This window comes from Pseudomonas sp. 2822-15 (assembly GCF_002742515.1).
GTDB classification, from domain to species: Bacteria; Pseudomonadota; Gammaproteobacteria; order Pseudomonadales; family Pseudomonadaceae; genus Aquipseudomonas; species Aquipseudomonas salomonii.
The window spans coordinates 107,582-122,184 of record NZ_LJRY01000156.1; the positions used below are offsets into that span (position 1 = coordinate 107,582).

16 protein-coding genes and 1 tRNA gene are annotated in these 14,603 nt (G+C 59.6%); 4 read left to right on the plus strand and 13 right to left on the minus strand.

Translation table 11 applies throughout. The features are described from left to right. Positions 1-6 precede the first annotated feature (6 nt). The 5 genes from AOA59_RS02135 to dapA form a co-directional block, all read right to left on the minus strand. A tRNA-Ser gene (locus AOA59_RS02135) sits at positions 7-96 on the minus strand. 83 nt (positions 97-179) lie between these two features. Beyond that, positions 180-893 (minus strand): phosphoribosylaminoimidazolesuccinocarboxamide synthase, encoded by a 714-nt coding sequence (purC, locus tag AOA59_RS02140; RefSeq protein WP_065929120.1) that lies wholly within the window; start codon positions 891-893, stop codon positions 180-182. Positions 894-920: 27 nt separating this feature from the next. Beyond that, complete coding sequence (locus tag AOA59_RS02145) at positions 921-1,679, minus strand: MBL fold metallo-hydrolase (RefSeq protein ID WP_099485697.1); 759 nt, start codon at positions 1,677-1,679, stop codon at positions 921-923. A gap of 4 nt (positions 1,680-1,683) precedes the next feature. Then, the gene (gene bamC / locus AOA59_RS02150; protein ID WP_056857364.1) at positions 1,684-2,799 is read right to left on the minus strand and encodes an outer membrane protein assembly factor BamC; all 1,116 of its coding nucleotides are present in this window, start codon (positions 2,797-2,799) and stop codon (positions 1,684-1,686) included. Positions 2,800-2,816: 17 nt separating this feature from the next. Further along, positions 2,817-3,695, minus strand: coding sequence for a 4-hydroxy-tetrahydrodipicolinate synthase (dapA, locus tag AOA59_RS02155; protein WP_056857365.1), 879 nt, complete (start codon positions 3,693-3,695; stop codon positions 2,817-2,819). Positions 3,696-3,968: 273 nt separating this feature from the next. Between dapA and AOA59_RS02160 the strand changes: the two genes are divergently transcribed. Together AOA59_RS02160 and AOA59_RS02165 are read left to right on the plus strand one after the other, a co-directional pair. Beyond that, positions 3,969-4,529 carry a glycine cleavage system protein R gene (locus AOA59_RS02160; RefSeq protein ID WP_017137336.1) on the plus strand — a complete coding sequence of 187 codons (561 nt, stop codon included), beginning with the start codon at positions 3,969-3,971 and terminating at the stop codon, positions 4,527-4,529. A gap of 10 nt (positions 4,530-4,539) precedes the next feature. After that, entirely contained in the window at positions 4,540-5,013 is a 474-nt protein-coding gene (locus AOA59_RS02165) for a peroxiredoxin (RefSeq protein WP_017137335.1), read from the plus strand. Positions 5,014-5,051: 38 nt separating this feature from the next. Here the strand turns inward: AOA59_RS02165 and AOA59_RS02170 are convergent, their stop codons facing one another. Both AOA59_RS02170 and AOA59_RS02175 read right to left on the minus strand, forming a co-directional pair. Next, on the minus strand, positions 5,052-6,122 hold the full coding sequence (locus AOA59_RS02170; protein ID WP_017137334.1) for an AI-2E family transporter: 1,071 nt from the start codon (positions 6,120-6,122) through the stop codon (positions 5,052-5,054). 30 nt (positions 6,123-6,152) lie between these two features. Then, positions 6,153-6,392: a sulfurtransferase TusA family protein gene (locus AOA59_RS02175; protein WP_010212198.1), complete on the minus strand. Its 240-nt coding sequence runs from the start codon at positions 6,390-6,392 to the stop codon at positions 6,153-6,155. A gap of 95 nt (positions 6,393-6,487) precedes the next feature. Here AOA59_RS02175 and AOA59_RS02180 point away from each other — a divergent pair, with 95 nt between their 5' ends. Next, complete coding sequence (locus tag AOA59_RS02180) at positions 6,488-7,921, plus strand: M48 family metalloprotease (protein ID WP_099485699.1); 1,434 nt, start codon at positions 6,488-6,490, stop codon at positions 7,919-7,921. A 67-nt stretch (positions 7,922-7,988) separates the two neighbouring features. Here the strand turns inward: AOA59_RS02180 and AOA59_RS02185 are convergent, their stop codons facing one another. The 4 genes from AOA59_RS02185 to rpoE all read right to left on the minus strand — a co-directional run bounded on the left by AOA59_RS02185 (position 7,989) and on the right by rpoE (position 11,840). Beyond that, positions 7,989-9,428, minus strand: a complete 1,440-nt coding sequence (locus tag AOA59_RS02185) for a DegQ family serine endoprotease (protein ID WP_065929115.1) — start codon at positions 9,426-9,428, stop codon at positions 7,989-7,991. Between the two features lie 234 nt (positions 9,429-9,662). Continuing rightward, entirely contained in the window at positions 9,663-10,622 is a 960-nt protein-coding gene (locus AOA59_RS02190) for a MucB/RseB C-terminal domain-containing protein (protein WP_065929114.1), read from the minus strand. A gap of 16 nt (positions 10,623-10,638) precedes the next feature. Further along, positions 10,639-11,226, minus strand: a complete 588-nt coding sequence (locus AOA59_RS02195) for a sigma-E factor negative regulatory protein (protein ID WP_034096393.1) — start codon at positions 11,224-11,226, stop codon at positions 10,639-10,641. Between the two features lie 32 nt (positions 11,227-11,258). Beyond that, complete coding sequence (gene rpoE, locus AOA59_RS02200) at positions 11,259-11,840, minus strand: RNA polymerase sigma factor RpoE (RefSeq protein ID WP_003172477.1); 582 nt, start codon at positions 11,838-11,840, stop codon at positions 11,259-11,261. A 463-nt stretch (positions 11,841-12,303) separates the two neighbouring features. Between rpoE and nadB the strand changes: the two genes are divergently transcribed. Further along, positions 12,304-13,920 (plus strand): L-aspartate oxidase, encoded by a 1,617-nt coding sequence (gene nadB / locus AOA59_RS02205; RefSeq protein ID WP_099485701.1) that lies wholly within the window; start codon positions 12,304-12,306, stop codon positions 13,918-13,920. Here the strand turns inward: nadB and AOA59_RS02210 are convergent. Beyond that, a complete protein-coding gene (locus AOA59_RS02210) occupies positions 13,889-14,335 on the minus strand; it encodes a hypothetical protein (protein ID WP_069788543.1) in 447 nt (148 codons plus the stop codon). The two genes, nadB and AOA59_RS02210, sit on opposite strands and share 32 nt — an antisense overlap. Continuing rightward, the gene (locus AOA59_RS02215; protein ID WP_065929111.1) at positions 14,319-14,573 is read right to left on the minus strand and encodes a succinate dehydrogenase assembly factor 2; all 255 of its coding nucleotides are present in this window, start codon (positions 14,571-14,573) and stop codon (positions 14,319-14,321) included. Before AOA59_RS02215 ends, AOA59_RS02210 begins: the two co-directional genes overlap by 17 nt. Positions 14,574-14,603: the final 30 nt, after the last annotated feature.

Consider the following 14,603-nt stretch of genomic DNA (forward strand, 5'->3'; position numbering starts at 1 on the left):
ATGTAATGGCGGAGAGATAGGGATTCGAACCCTAGGTACCGGTGAAGGTACAACGGATTTCGAATCCGTCCCATTCGGCCACTCTGGCATCTCTCCAACGGCGCGCATCATAACAGTGTGTTTCTCGAAAGCAAACCAAAAAATCGATTTTTTTCCGTGCTATCAGATGCTTGCGTCGATTACAGCGGTACGCCGAGACGATTTGCGACTTCTTCGTAGGCTTCGATAACATCACCAAGGCCTTGGCGGAAGCGGTCTTTGTCCATCTTCTTCTTGGTGGCTTTGTCCCACAGGCGGCAGCCGTCCGGGCTGAATTCGTCGCCCAGGACGATGGTGCCGTCGTGGAACACGCCGAATTCGAGCTTGAAGTCGACCAGCAGCAGGCCTGCGTCGTCGAACAGCTTGCTCAGCACGTCGTTGACCTTGAGGGACAACTCCTTCATGCGTACCAGTTGCTCAGCGGTGCCCCAACCGAATGCCACGACGTGGGATTCGTTGATGAACGGGTCGCCCTTGGCGTCGTCCTTCAGGAACAGCTCGAACGTGTAAGGGTTGAGCTTGAGGCCCTCTTCCACGCCCAGGCGCTTGACCAGACTGCCGGCGGCGTAGTTACGCACGACGCATTCGACCGGGATCATGTCGAGCTTCTTGACCAGGCACTCGTTGTCGCCCAGCAGTTTGTCGAATTGGGTCGGAACGCCGGCCGCTTCGAGCTTTTGCATGATGAAGGCGTTGAACTTGTTGTTCACCATGCCTTTGCGATCAAGCTGTTCGATGCGCTTGCCGTCGAACGCCGAGGTGTCGTTGCGAAACAGCAGGATCAGGCGGTTGGCGTCGTCGGTCTTGTATACCGACTTGGCTTTGCCGCGGTAGAGTTCTTCACGTTTTTCCATGATGGGCTCCGCTTGCTAAATGGTGGGCTAGGCGATGTGTCGCCAATCGAGCCCTGAATCTTGATCGGCCAATTGCAGCCAGTCCGGGTCGCACCCGAGGGTGTCGACAAAACATTGCCGCGCAAGCGCAGGCAGGTTGTTCTTGCTGCTCAGGTGGGCCAGGACCAGGTGTTGCAAGTCTTGCCAGCCCAACTCATACACCAGGTACGCCGCCTGGTGGTTGTTCAAATGTCCCAGTTCGCCGCCTACCCGCTGCTTGAGAAAGTAGGGGTAATGACCACGTGCCAGCAGGTCGCGGCAGTGGTTGGACTCGATCATCAAGGCATCGAGGTCACGGTAACCGTCCAGTACCCTGGAGCAGTAAGAGCCCAGGTCGGTGAGCACGCCGAAACGCCGCTGACCGCCACTGAATACATACTGCGTCGGTTCCTGGGCGTCGTGCGCTACGGCAACTACGTCGATGCTCAACGCACCGACCTGCAGCGTCTCGCCACCGGCCAGGAAACCTGCGGGTTCTATGGGTTTGCGCATCCCGCGCAAGGTGCCGCGACTCAGGTACACCGGAAGATTGTAGCGCCGAGACAGCAAACCCACGCCATGCACGTGGTCGGCATGTTCGTGGGTCACCACAATTGCGCTCAACTGCGTGGGGTGAACCCCCAGGCGCAGCAGGCGCCGCTCGGTCTCTTTTAACGAGAAACCACAATCCACCAGCACATACGTGTCGTCATGTGCGACCAGCGTGCCGTTCCCTTGGCTACCGCTGCCGAGAACGGCAAAACGCATCGGATCAGCCCAGGTTGTCCTGAATCACGCCCAACACTTTGCGGGCTGTTTCAGCCGGCGCAACGGTGTTGATGTTCTTCTCGACGGTCACTTGCACGCTCTCGCCCACTTTACTCAGGCGAACCTGGTAGCGCTCGGCACGGGTTTCAACCTCTTCCTTGGTCGGCTTGCTGCCGAACAATTTGCCGAAGAAACCTGGCTCGTCGTCTTTCTTCTCGGCTTTTTCCGCTACGTTGATGTAGTACAGGCCCAGGCTGCGGTTGATGTCTTCAACGCGCCAAGGGCCCTGTTCCAACGCGCGGCCAACACTGGCCCAGGCACGATCGAGGTCTTCACCCAGGGTGAGCACCACGTTGCCGCTGCCGTCTTCGGTGAGGCTGACGCGGTTAGGCGTGTCGAAGTTGCCGGCGGCGAGCAGGGAAACCGAACCGCCCTTCTCGGAGATACGGCTCATGCTGGCCAGCATCTCGTCGACCAACGCGGCGTCAACGCCCATGTTGACCGAGCGCGGGGTGAAGTCGACGTTGGCAGTGCTGCCGGCAGGGCGCTCGGCGCTGACCACGTAGACTTCACTGGTATTACGCTGCACGCCTGGCTCGATGCGCACACGCACACGGGCTTCGCTGTCGGGCGCTACGCCGCTCGCCTGCAGGCGCTTGGCCATGCTGGCGGACAGTTCGCTGCCGTGCTGCCAGGCCGTGGTGAATTCGCCGGTTTGCGGGCGTTGCTGATCAATGCTGAAACCGTTGTCCTGGAAGAACTGTACCGCCACCGGCCAGACTTCAGCCGGAGGGCGCTGAGCCATGATCCAGCGGTTATCGCCGCTCTTTTGCAGGCTGTAGTCGCTGGCGTCCGCCACGGCCGAGATCGGCTGCGGGCGTGGCACCACGTACTCACCCTTGGTGGTGTCGTCGGCGACGTTGCGCGGAATCGGCAGCAACGGGTCAAGGCGCTTGGCGACGTTGACGTCCGGCGGCAGTTGCATCGGTTTGGTTGCTTGTGCTTCCAGGTAATCGCTGCCGCGGTCACGGAAGTAACCTTCCGGGCCCCATACCCAACCGCAGCCACTGGTGCTGGAGATAATCAAGGCAAGTGCGGAAAGTCCGGCCAATCGCTTCATGCGTAGTGCTTCCTCAATTAAACCAGGACGCCGGACTGGCGCAGGGCCTGTCGCAGCGGTTCGTGACAGGCTTCGCTGAGCCGGGTGAGCGGCAGACGGATACCGTCCGGCATCAAGCCCATCTCAAACAGCGCCCATTTCACGGGAATAGGGTTGGATTCGATAAACAGTGTTTTGTTGAGCGGCATCAGTTGCTCGTGGATCGCACGGGCTTTTACGGCGTCACCGGCGATGGCGGCAGCACACATGTCGCTCATGGCGCGCGGCGCGACGTTGGCGGTCACCGAGATGTTGCCTTTGCCGCCCAGCAGGATCAGTTCGACCGCGGTGGCGTCGTCACCGGAATACACCAGGAAGTCGCTGCTCACGCCGGCCAGGATGTCCTTGGCGCGCTGCAGGTCGCCGGTGGCTTCCTTGATGCCGATGATGTTCGGCACGGTGGACAGGCGGATCACGGTCTCGGCCTTCATGTCGCAGGCCGTGCGGCCAGGGACGTTGTAGAGGATCTGCGGGATGTCGACGGCTTCGGCGATAGCCTTGAAGTGCTGGTACAAGCCTTCCTGGGTCGGCTTGTTGTAGTACGGAGTTACCAGCAGGCAGGCATCGGCGCCGGCTTTTTTGGCGTTCCTAGTCAGCTCGATCGCTTCACGGGTCGAGTTGGCGCCTGTGCCGGCGATTACGGCAATGCGGCCCGCCACGCGCTTGACCACGAATTCGATGACCTGGATGTGTTCTTCCACGTCAAGGGTGGCCGATTCACCTGTGGTGCCGACCGCCACGATGGCGTTGGTGCCTTCTTGCAGGTGGAAGTCCACCAGTTTGCCAAGGCTGTCCCAGTCGAGATGACCTTGTGCATCCATGGGTGTGACCAGTGCCACCATACTGCCCGCAATCATGCAACCGCTCCTGCCGGAAAAAGAGAGCCGTAATGGTACTGGCGCCAAGATGCTTGTACAAGCGAAGTACCGCCTGAGGATGCGTTCTGGGGCAACTAAACGACGGGCAATGCCATCATTGGGCCAAAGCGCGGCTTGAAGCACGCTGAAATCAGACCGATCGCGTAATGAAAACGCCACCTCCTAGCCCTTGGCGATGGTTTTCGCTACCCTTCATCCTTTGATCGATACGGCCCACACGGTATCGACCGCTCATCGCTTTAGGAAGGCTGCATGTCCACCCCCACAGTTCGCGAACAATTCCTTGTTATCAGTGCCCTCGGCGCCAACCCCATGGAGCTGACCAACGTCCTGTGCCGCGCCAGCCATGAGAACCGCTGCGCCGTCGTGACCTCGCGCCTCACCCGCCACGGCGAGTGCAGCGCGTTGGTGCTGCAGATCTCCGGCAGTTGGGACGCCCTGGCGCGCCTCGAAACCGGCCTGCCGGGCCTGGCCAAGAAGCACAACTTCACCGTCAACGTGGTGCGCAGCGCCGCCCTGGAAAACCGCCCGCAGGCCCTGCCTTACGTGGCGTATGTCAGCTCGGCCTACCGCTCGGACATCGTCAATGAGCTGTGCCAGTTTTTCATCGACCACAACGTCGAGCTGGAAAACCTCACCTGCGACACCTACCAGGCCCCGCAAACCGGCGGCACCATGCTCAACGCCACGTTCACCGTGACCTTGCCGGCCGGCGTGCAGATCAGTTGGCTGCGTGACCAGTTCCTGGATTTCGCCGATGCCCTGAACCTCGACGCTCTGATCGAGCCATGGCGCCCACAGAACCCAATGTAAGGAAGTACCTATGCCGGTAGCCATCGACAAACCCGTGGCCGATTTCGAAGCCCAGGCCACCAGCGGCCAGACGTTCAGCCTGGCAGCCCTCAAGGGCAAACAAGTGGTGATCTACTTCTACCCGAAGGACAGCACCCCGGGTTGCACAACCGAAGGCCAGGGTTTTCGTGACCAGTACGCCGCGTTCAAGGCCGCCAACACCGAAGTGTTCGGCCTGTCGCGAGACAGCGTGAAGTCCCACGAGAACTTCAAGGCCAAGCAGGAATTCCCCTTCGAGCTGATCAGCGACAAGGACGAAGCGGTTTGCCAGCTGTTTGATGTGATCAAGCTGAAGAAGCTGTATGGCAAGGAATACCTGGGCGTGGACCGCAGCACCTTTCTAATAGACAAGGATGGCGTGCTGCGCCAGGAATGGCGTGGTGTGAAAGTGCCGGGCCATGTGGATGCGGTGCTGGCGGCGGCGCAGGCATTGAATAAGGCATAAAGCATAATTGGGGCGAACCTTTAGTTCGCCCCAACCGTTTACAACAAAGGCGCTACCACCGGTTCTTGCCGCGGCCACGCATCCAGCACGGCCTTGAACAGCGTCGCCAGCGGGATCGCAAAAAACACACCCCAAAACCCCCACAGCCCTCCAAACAACAGCACCGCGCAGATAATCGCCACCGGGTGCAGGTTGACGGCCTCCGAGAACAGCAGCGGCACCAATACGTTGCCATCCAGGGTCTGGATAATCCCGTACACCGCCATCAGGTAGATGAACTGATCGCTCCAGCCCCACTGGAACAACGCGATCAACATCACCGGCACGGTCACCACCACCGCGCCCACATATGGCACCACCACCGATACGCCCACCAGCAAGGCCAGCAGCGCCGCGTAGTTCAGCCCGAGCGCGACAAACGCGATGTAGGTCACGCCGCCACAAATCACAATCTCAATGACTTTGCCGCGAATATAATTGGCAATCTGCCGGTTCATTTCTTCGGCCACTCGGGTGATCAGCGCCCGTTCACGCGGCAGATAGCCGCTGACCCAGCGGCCGATCATTGCGCGGTCTTTGAGGAAGAAAAACACCAGGATCGGCACCAGCACAAGGTAGATCATGATGTTGACCAGGAGCGGCAGGCTGGACAGGGAAAAAGTCAGCGCCCATTGCCCGAATTTTCCGATTTCGCCGCGCGCCACTTCAATGGCCTGCAACACCTGCTCATCCGACACCAGGTGCGGATAACGCTCCGGCAACAGCAGCAACAGCGATTGCCACTTGGCGAGCATGCCCGGCAACTCGTTGAACAAGGTGATCAACTGATGCCACAGCAATGGCAGCACCACGACGATAAACACCACCAACAGCCCCATGAACAGGGCAAACACCAGCCCAACCGCCACACCGCCAGGCAAACGCAGACGCTCCAGGGTAGTGACCAGGCCTTGCATCAGGTACGCCAGCACCATGCCCGCCAGTACCGGCGCCAGCATGCCGCCCAACGTGAGCACGGCGGTAAAGGCCAGAAACAGCAGGACGGCCAGCACCACCGCTTCTTCATCGGAAAAATAGCGCTGAATCCAGTCTCGTAACACTTTGAACATCAATCAACCTCGGGTGGTGGGGCGAACAGTTCAGGCCTTGCGCAACCAGTAACGGTACACACCGGCGGCATCTTCTTCGTGCAGCAGGGTGTGCCCGGCCAGTTTGGCAAAGGTGCGAAAATCCCGCTGGGAGCCCGCATCCGTGGCGATCACCTTGAGCACGGCACCGCTGGCCAAGCGGTTGAGTTCCAGCTTGGCCTTGAGCAGGGGCAGCGGGCAATTGAGGCCACTGGCATCGAGTTCGGCGTCAAAGGCTACAGCGTCGGTCATCGGTTTGCTCCAGGCATGCGTTTGGGGTGCTTAGAATATCTGGTCCGAAGCTCAGTGTCCGGCTACAGTAAGCTCTTTGTCGAAAGGCTTTGTGCATGACTTTTTTGCGCCCTTCCCTGCTGACGCTGGCTTGCCTGCTGGCCTCCCCGGCCTTCGCTGACGACCTGCCGTCACTCGGCGACGCCAGTTCTGCCATTGTCTCGCCGCAACAGGAATTCCAACTGGGCCGCGCGTGGCTGGCCTACCTGCGTGGCCAGGTCTCGCAGCTCAATGACCCGCAGCTCAAGGATTACGTCGAAACCAGCGTGTACAAGCTGGTGGAGACCAGCCAGGTGAATGACCGGCGCCTGGAGTTCATCCTCATCGACAGCCCGCAACTCAACGCCTTTGCCGCACCCGGCGGGATTGTCGGGGTAAACGGCGGCCTGTTCCTGAATGCCCAGACCGAAGGCGAATATGCCTCGGTACTCGCTCACGAATTGGCTCACTTGTCCCAACGCCACTTTGCGCGAGGTGTGGAAGCGCAGTCGCGCATGCAGATCCCGATGATGGCCGCCCTGCTCGGCGGCATTATCGCGGCGGCAGCGGGTGCGGGCGATGCCGGCATTGCCGCAATTGCGGGCAGCCAGGCGGCAGCGATCCAGGAGCAGCGCAGGTTTTCACGCCAGAACGAACAAGAAGCTGACCGCATCGGCATTCTTAATCTGGAAAAAGCCGGTTACGACCCACGCTCCATGCCGACCATGTTCGAACGCCTGATGCGCCAATACCGTTTCGATGCCAAGCCACCGGAATTTTTGCTGACTCACCCAGTGACCGAATCGCGGATCGCCGACACCCGCAACCGTGCCGAGCAAGCCAAGCAGGGCGGCAAGGAAGACAGCTTGCGCTACCAGTTGATTCGCGCACGGGTGCAGTTGCAATACGAAGACACACCGGGGCTGGCCGCCAAGCGTTTCCAGGCACAATTGGACGAGAACCCGAAAAACGATGTAGCCCGTTACGGGCTGGCCATCGCGCAGATCAAGGGTACCCAGTTCAAAGAGGCGCGGGAAAGCTTGCAGCCGCTGCTGGCCAAGGCGCCCAACGACATTACTTACAACCTGGCGCAGATCGAGCTGGATATCGACAGCAACCACCTGCCGGATGCCCAGCAACGTACTGATCGGATGCTGGCCCAGTACCCCGGCAGCTACCCGCTGAATCAGATACGCATTGATGTGCTGCTCAAGCAGAACCGTACGGCCGATGCTGAAAAAGCCTTGGATGGGTTGCTCAAGTCGCGTCCCGATGATCCGGATGTGTGGTACCAGGTGGCAGAGACTCGCGGCCTGTCCGGCAATATCATTGGCCTGCATCAGGCGCGTGCCGAGTACTTTGCACTGGTGGGTGACTTCAAGCAGGCTATTCAGCAACTGGACTTTGCCAAGCGTCGGGCCGGCAACAACTTCCCACTGTCCTCGCGCATCGACGCGCGCCAGCGTGAGCTGATCGAACAGGAACGCCTGGTGAAAGGGATGATGAGCTAAAACCATCGCCCACAAAAAAGCCCCGCTTTCGTTAACCGACAGCGGGGCTTTTTATTGAGCTAGCGGATTACTCGGCCAGCTTGAAGGTGATGAAACTTGCACGCCCCTGACGCAGCACGCGCATCGACACCGAGCGATTCTTCGGCAACGCTTTGGCGATGTCGGTGAACTCCTTGGTGGAGTTGATCGCCTGGTTGTTCAAGTGGGTGATCACGTCGCCCGGCTGCAGGCCGATCAAGGCGGCTGGGCCGTCCTGGACTTCTTTGATCACAACACCGCTCTTGAGGTCGAAGCTCTTCTTCTGCTCGTCGGTCAATTCAACCACGGCAATGCCCAAGCGATTGCTGCTGCGTTCAGCGCCTGGTTTGGCGTTGCCCAGCGCATCCAGGGTTGCACCCTCTTCCGGGATCGCGCCGACGGTCAGCTCAACGGTCTGGCGCTTGCCGTCACGAATCACTTCCAGCTTGGCTTTGCTGCCGGCTTTCAAGGCACCCACCAGATGTGGCAGGTCGGCGGACATGATGATCGGCTGGCCATTCATGCTCAGGATCACATCGCCCACTTGCAGGCCGCCTTTGGCAGCAGGGCCGTCGTCCTGGATCTGCGCGACCAAGGCACCGGCCGGCTTGTCGAGGCCGAACGATTCAGCCAGGTCTTTGTTCACTTCCTGAATCACCACACCCAACCAGCCACGGCTGACTTTGCCACCACTTTTGAGCTGGTTGGAAACGTCCATGGCCACGTCGATCGGGATGGCAAAGGACACGCCCATGAAGCCACCGGAGCGGGTGTAGATCTGCGAGTTAATCCCCACCACTTCGCCCGCCAGGTTAAACAGCGGACCGCCGGAGTTACCCGGATTGATCGGCACGTCGGTCTGGATGAACGGCACGTAGTTTTCGTTTGGCAGGCTACGGCCGATGGCGCTGACGATGCCCTGGGTCACGGTATGGTCAAAGCCGAACGGCGAACCGATCGCGACCACCCACTGCCCGGCTTTCAGGTCCTGGGATTTACCCAGCTTCAGCACAGGCAGGTCTTTGCCTTCGATTTTCAGCAAAGCCACGTCGGAGCGTGGGTCGGTGCCCACCAGCTTGGCTTTCAACTCACTGCGGTCGGCCAGGCGCACGAGAATTTCGTCAGCGTCGGCAATCACATGATTGTTAGTGAGGATGTAACCGTCAGGCGAAATGATGAAGCCCGAGCCCAGGGACTGCGCCTCGCGCTGACCGCCACCGCCGCCACGCGGGGAGCGTTGTTGCGGCATACCGCGCTCGAAGAACTCGCGCAGCATGGGCGGCAGGCCTTCCAGGTCAGGCATCTGCTGGTTCGAGACTTTGCGATCCGGCAGCTTCTGCGTGGTACTGATGTTCACCACGGCAGGCGAGGCCTGCTCTACCAGTTGGGTGAAGTCAGGCAGCTCGACCGCTTGCGCGGACACTGCCTGACCCAGCACCAATACCGTGGCGACGAGGGTTAGGTAAGACTTCAAACGTGGTATCGACATACAGCTCCCGTTACGACGAGCAGGGTTGAGCGACAGGGTTCAAGAAACGCCGAAAACTTCGACCGGCATTTTTGTTCCGCGAACAAAATAAGGTCAGAGCCGACAAGCTCTGACCTATAAAAAACATGGGGATTTTTTGCAAGTGAAAATACTGATCCAGAAATTTCATGCTCTCAGCCCCCAACCACGCAAAGGCTCACATTGAAAGGTCAGGATGAACATAGGATTAACGACTCATGGCTTGGCGGCGGTCTTTTCGCCGCGCACCGACAGCGCGATGCGTTCGGCAGTGCCGATGGGAATTTCGCCGACAACCGTCACCATGACTTCGCCATCGACCGTGTTCAGACGGCGCGACACGGCGACCGTTGGGCCAAGTTGCGTACGAGTTTCGCTCACACTCGCACCGTCGGTGGACTCAAGAAATACTGAGAAACGTGCAAGTCCGTCGTCATACATCAGACTGTCGACCGTAGCGTGGGTCTGAGTATCTTTTCGCGAGACGCTGCTGGTGAGCTGAAAACCGGGAGGCAACCAGTCCAGATGCCAAGCGTGCGTAGCAGGTACCTCGGGTGCTTTGGTGCTGGAAACAGCCACAGGTGAGCATTCGCTGCTGGGCTGTAAGTCACGATCTGACGGCGCAGCCGAGGTGTTCAGTCGAGTGAACTGGAAGCGCTCCAACAACTGGCCCTGCTCATTGAGTAACAGGGATTTCAGCGGCAGCGCGGTTTCACGATCCAGGTGCAACTCAAAGCCATATCGGTATTGATCACGGGGAGTAATCGACACAATCACCGCATTTCGACCGGCCACGCGAGATTTGCCAATGACGGCCAGTGCGTAGAATTGAGTTAGTTTTTGCGGATCCAGAGCGCGCGAAGGCGCATCAGGCGAATTGCCAAGGCCGGCAACCAAGGTGCCACTGACACATTGGGTACGACCGTCTACCCGCACCAGTTCCTGGGCAGAGCCATCGAGCTGCAACAGCCGCTCACGGACGTGACCGTCCTGGACGCGATGCCAGATGTCATGGGTAGAAAAGTTGCCGTTACGCTCGTAGACGAACGTACCTGCAAAGCTTTGCTGCTGCTCTGCACGCCCAAGTCGAGTCAGCCAGTCTTGGGCTTCGTCGGCATGGGCGGATAGTGCAAAACAACCACTGAGCAAAAGCGTAAGGAGCGGTATGGCGCGCATAGGGCCCCTTAGCGGTTTAGCGGTTTTCCAGGCTGGCTGCACGAGCGTATGGCAGAGCGCTTTCAGTGCCTTTCAAAGCAGATTCCTGTGCATGTTGGCGCAGGTAGCCTGGAAGACGCTGGTCCTGCCAGCCGGATTGCCCTTGAAGTACGCCGTTGGCCATAGGGCCGGTGGCATCAGAGCTTTCCTTGTAGCCGGCCAGTACCGCTGGGCCTTTGACTTGCGGACCGGCCATGACCGGTTGCTGAGTCTGCTGCGCCAGTTCGGCACCGGCAATTTCGTCCTGGTTGTACAGGCGAACACCGGCCAACACGGCAACAGTCACCGAGGCAGCTACTGCCAGGCGACCCAGGCTACGCCATGGACCACGAGCAGCTTTTGCCGGAACGGCTTCATCGGCCAACGCGGCAGAAACGGCCGCAGCAATATCCAGACGAGGGATTAGTAGATCCTTGTGCATCACCGCCCGAGCGACTTGGTAACGAGACCAGGTATCACGGGTTTCGGCATCATCAAATGCATTGAGCACTCGACGAAGTTCCAGTTCATCCGCTTCGTTATCCATCACTGCGGACAGCGATTCCTGCAGGGCATCACGACTCATGGCGGTTCCTCTCTTGGCTGTCGCCGCTGTCTTTAGTTTTCCTGCAACAACGGTTGCAAGGCTTTGTCGATGGCTTCCCGGGCCCGGAAAATCCGTGACCTTACAGTCCCCACCGGACATTGCATGACGCTCGCAATGTCTTCGTAACTGAGACCATCGAATTCACGTAAAGTTAACGCCGTACGCAAATCTTCTGGCAGTTGCTGAATAGTGCGATGAACGGTGCCCTCGATCTCGTCGCGCAGCAAAGCACGTTCCGGCGACTCGAGATCTTTGAGGCCGTGATCACCATCGTAAAACTCTGCATCTTCTGAACTTACATCACTGTCCGGTGGGCGGCGGCCGCGAGACACCAGATAGTTCTTCGCCGTGTTAATGGCGATGCGGTAGAGCCACGTATAAAACGCACTATCACCGCGAAAATTGCCAAGTGCACGGTACGCCTTGATAAAGGCTTCCTGTGCAACGTCCTGCGCTTCATGGGTGTCGTGCACAAACCGCACGATCAACCCGAGAATTTTGTGCTGGTATTTCAGCACTAGCAGATCAAATGCTCGCTTGTCGCCACGCTGAACGCGCTCGACCAGCTGCTGATCCTCTTCCTGGGTTAGCATGAACACTCCTCGTTGTACTCGCAGGAGGCTTGCATAACTAAACGATCAGGCTTGCAAACATAGACTAGGACTTCTCGCAAAAGTTCTCCCCCTCCAAGCAAGTTTCCGGCATGCACTGATTTGGCACACACGAAAAACGCAGCGCGGGCTAGGCCGGCTGCGCGAATAATCTTGTCGCCGGTTTTCTGACGCGTCCAATGCTCCCGACGGGCCAATAAACTCAACGTTTTCCCAGCTTTCGGGCAACCTGCTATTGAGTAGGAGCTCATGCAAAAAGTTCCCATCTCAATAGCCGGCCCATATGACCCCAGCTGCGCACCGTAATTTCACATTGCCACGAATGCCCGGCTATTGTGCCGCTCCCCCCCTCTATATACTAGTGGCCCGTGTGACCCTTTGATTCGCCGATCCAGGCGTCCTGTTTGCGCCAGCCCTTTGGATCGCTTTTTGCGGAATCCTTCAAATGAGCCAACAGTTTCAACACGATGTCCTGGTGATTGGTAGCGGTGCGGCCGGCTTGAGCCTGGCACTCACCCTCCCCAGCCACCTGCGCATTGCGGTCCTGAGCAAGGGCGACCTGGCCAATGGCTCGACATTCTGGGCCCAGGGCGGTGTCGCGGCGGTACTGGACGACACCGATACCGTGCAATCCCACGTCGAAGACACCCTTAATGCCGGCGGCGGCCTGTGCAACGAAGACGCGGTGCGCTTCACCGTCGAGCATAGCCGCGAAGCCATCCAATGGCTGATCGACCAGGGCGTGCCGTTCACCCGCGACGAACACGCCGGCAGTGATGACGGCGGATTCGAATTCCACCTGACCCGCGAGGGCGGCCACAGCCATCGCCGCATCATCCACGCCGCCGACGCCACCGGCGCCGCCATTTTCAAGACGTTGCTCGAGCAAGCCCGCCAACGCCCCAATATCGAACTGCTGGAGCAACGCGTCGCCGTCGACCTGATCACCGAAAAGCGCCTGGGCCTGGACGGCGAACGCTGCCTCGGCGCCTATGTGCTCAACCGCGCCAGTGGCGAAGTCGACACCTACGGCGCACGCTTCACCATTCTGGCCTCCGGCGGTGCCGCCAAGGTCTACCTCTATACCAGTAACCCCGACGGTGCCTGCGGTGACGGCATCGCCATGGCCTGGCGTTCGGGCTGCCGGGTGGCCAACCTGGAGTTCAACCAGTTCCACCCCACCTGCCTGTACCACCCGCAAGCCAAGAGCTTCCTGATCACCGAAGCCCTGCGCGGTGAAGGTGCGCACCTGAAACTGCCCAACGGCGAGCGTTTCATGCAGCGCTTCGACCCGCGTGCCGAGCTGGCGCCACGGGATATAGTGGCCCGCGCCATCGACCACGAAATGAAGCGCCTGGGCATCGACTGCGTGTACCTGGACATCAGCCACAAACCCGAAGCCTTCATCAAGACCCACTTTCCCACCGTCTACGAACGTTGCCTGGCATTCAACATCGACATCACCAAAGGCCCGATCCCGGTGGTGCCGGCTGCGCACTACACCTGCGGCGGCGTGATGGTCGACCAAAACGGTCGCACTGACGTGCCTGGCCTGTATGCGATCGGCGAAACCAGCTTCACCGGCCTGCATGGCGCCAACCGCATGGCCAGCAACTCGTTGCTCGAATGTTTCGTTTATGCACGCTCGGCGGCTGCCGACATCCTTGAGCAACTGCCCCGCATTCCGGTGCCCGCCGCCCTGCCGCGCTGGGACGCCAGCCAAGTGACCGATTCCGACGAAGACGTGATCATCGCGCACAACTGGGACGAGCTGCGGCGCTTCATGTGGGACTACGTAGGCATTGTGCGCACCAATAAGCGCCTGGCGCGGGCTCAACATCGCGTGCGCTTGCTGCTGGACGAGATCGACGAGTTCTACAGCAACTATAAAGTCAGCCGCGACCTGATCGAGTTGCGCAACCTGGCCCAGGTTGCCGAATTGATGATCCGCTCAGCCATGGAGCGCAAGGAAAGCCGCGGCCTGCATTACACCCTCGACTACCCGCAAATGCTGCCCGAAGCGCGCGACACTATTCTGGTGCCAGCCACCTACGGCGACTGAACTTCAGGCGTACCCGCAGGCGCCGGTGCACATCGGCGACCTGCGAATCCATCGGTACGCAAACCGAGCGCACCCACCACTGGCCCGGCACCCGGTAGCGCAGCACCACGATCAGCGGCAGCGCCAGGCTGTCCGGGCGCAACTGCACGCTGTGCCAGCCGCGCTCGGCAGTGAACAACTGCCAGCCATCTTCGTCGCGGCGCAGGCCACGAATCGACGAACGGTGAGTCAGCAGAATATGACGCGGCAACACCCAGGCGGCATGCGCCAGGCATAACAGAGTGCCAAGGCTTGCGAAGGGCAAATCAATAATCAACAAGGCACCCAGCGCGAACAGCTGGGCAAACAGATACGCCGCCAGCAACAGCCGTGAGGCCTGCCAGCGGCATTCGAAGCGATTACTTGGGCTGGACACGATCCAGAATCATCCGAACCATGCGCTGCAGCTCCGGATCTTCAGATTCGGCGCGCTCCATGAACCAGCCAAACATGTCCTGGTCTTCACACTCCAGCAGCCGCACATAGAGGTCGCGGTCTACCTTATCCAGCGTCGCGTACACTTCTTTAGTGAACGGCACCAGCAACACATCCAGCTCCAGCATGCCACGGCGGCTGTGCCAGTAGAGGCGGTTGATTTCTACTTCTTCTACCATGGACTGCTCCTCAAATAGCGCGCAAGTATA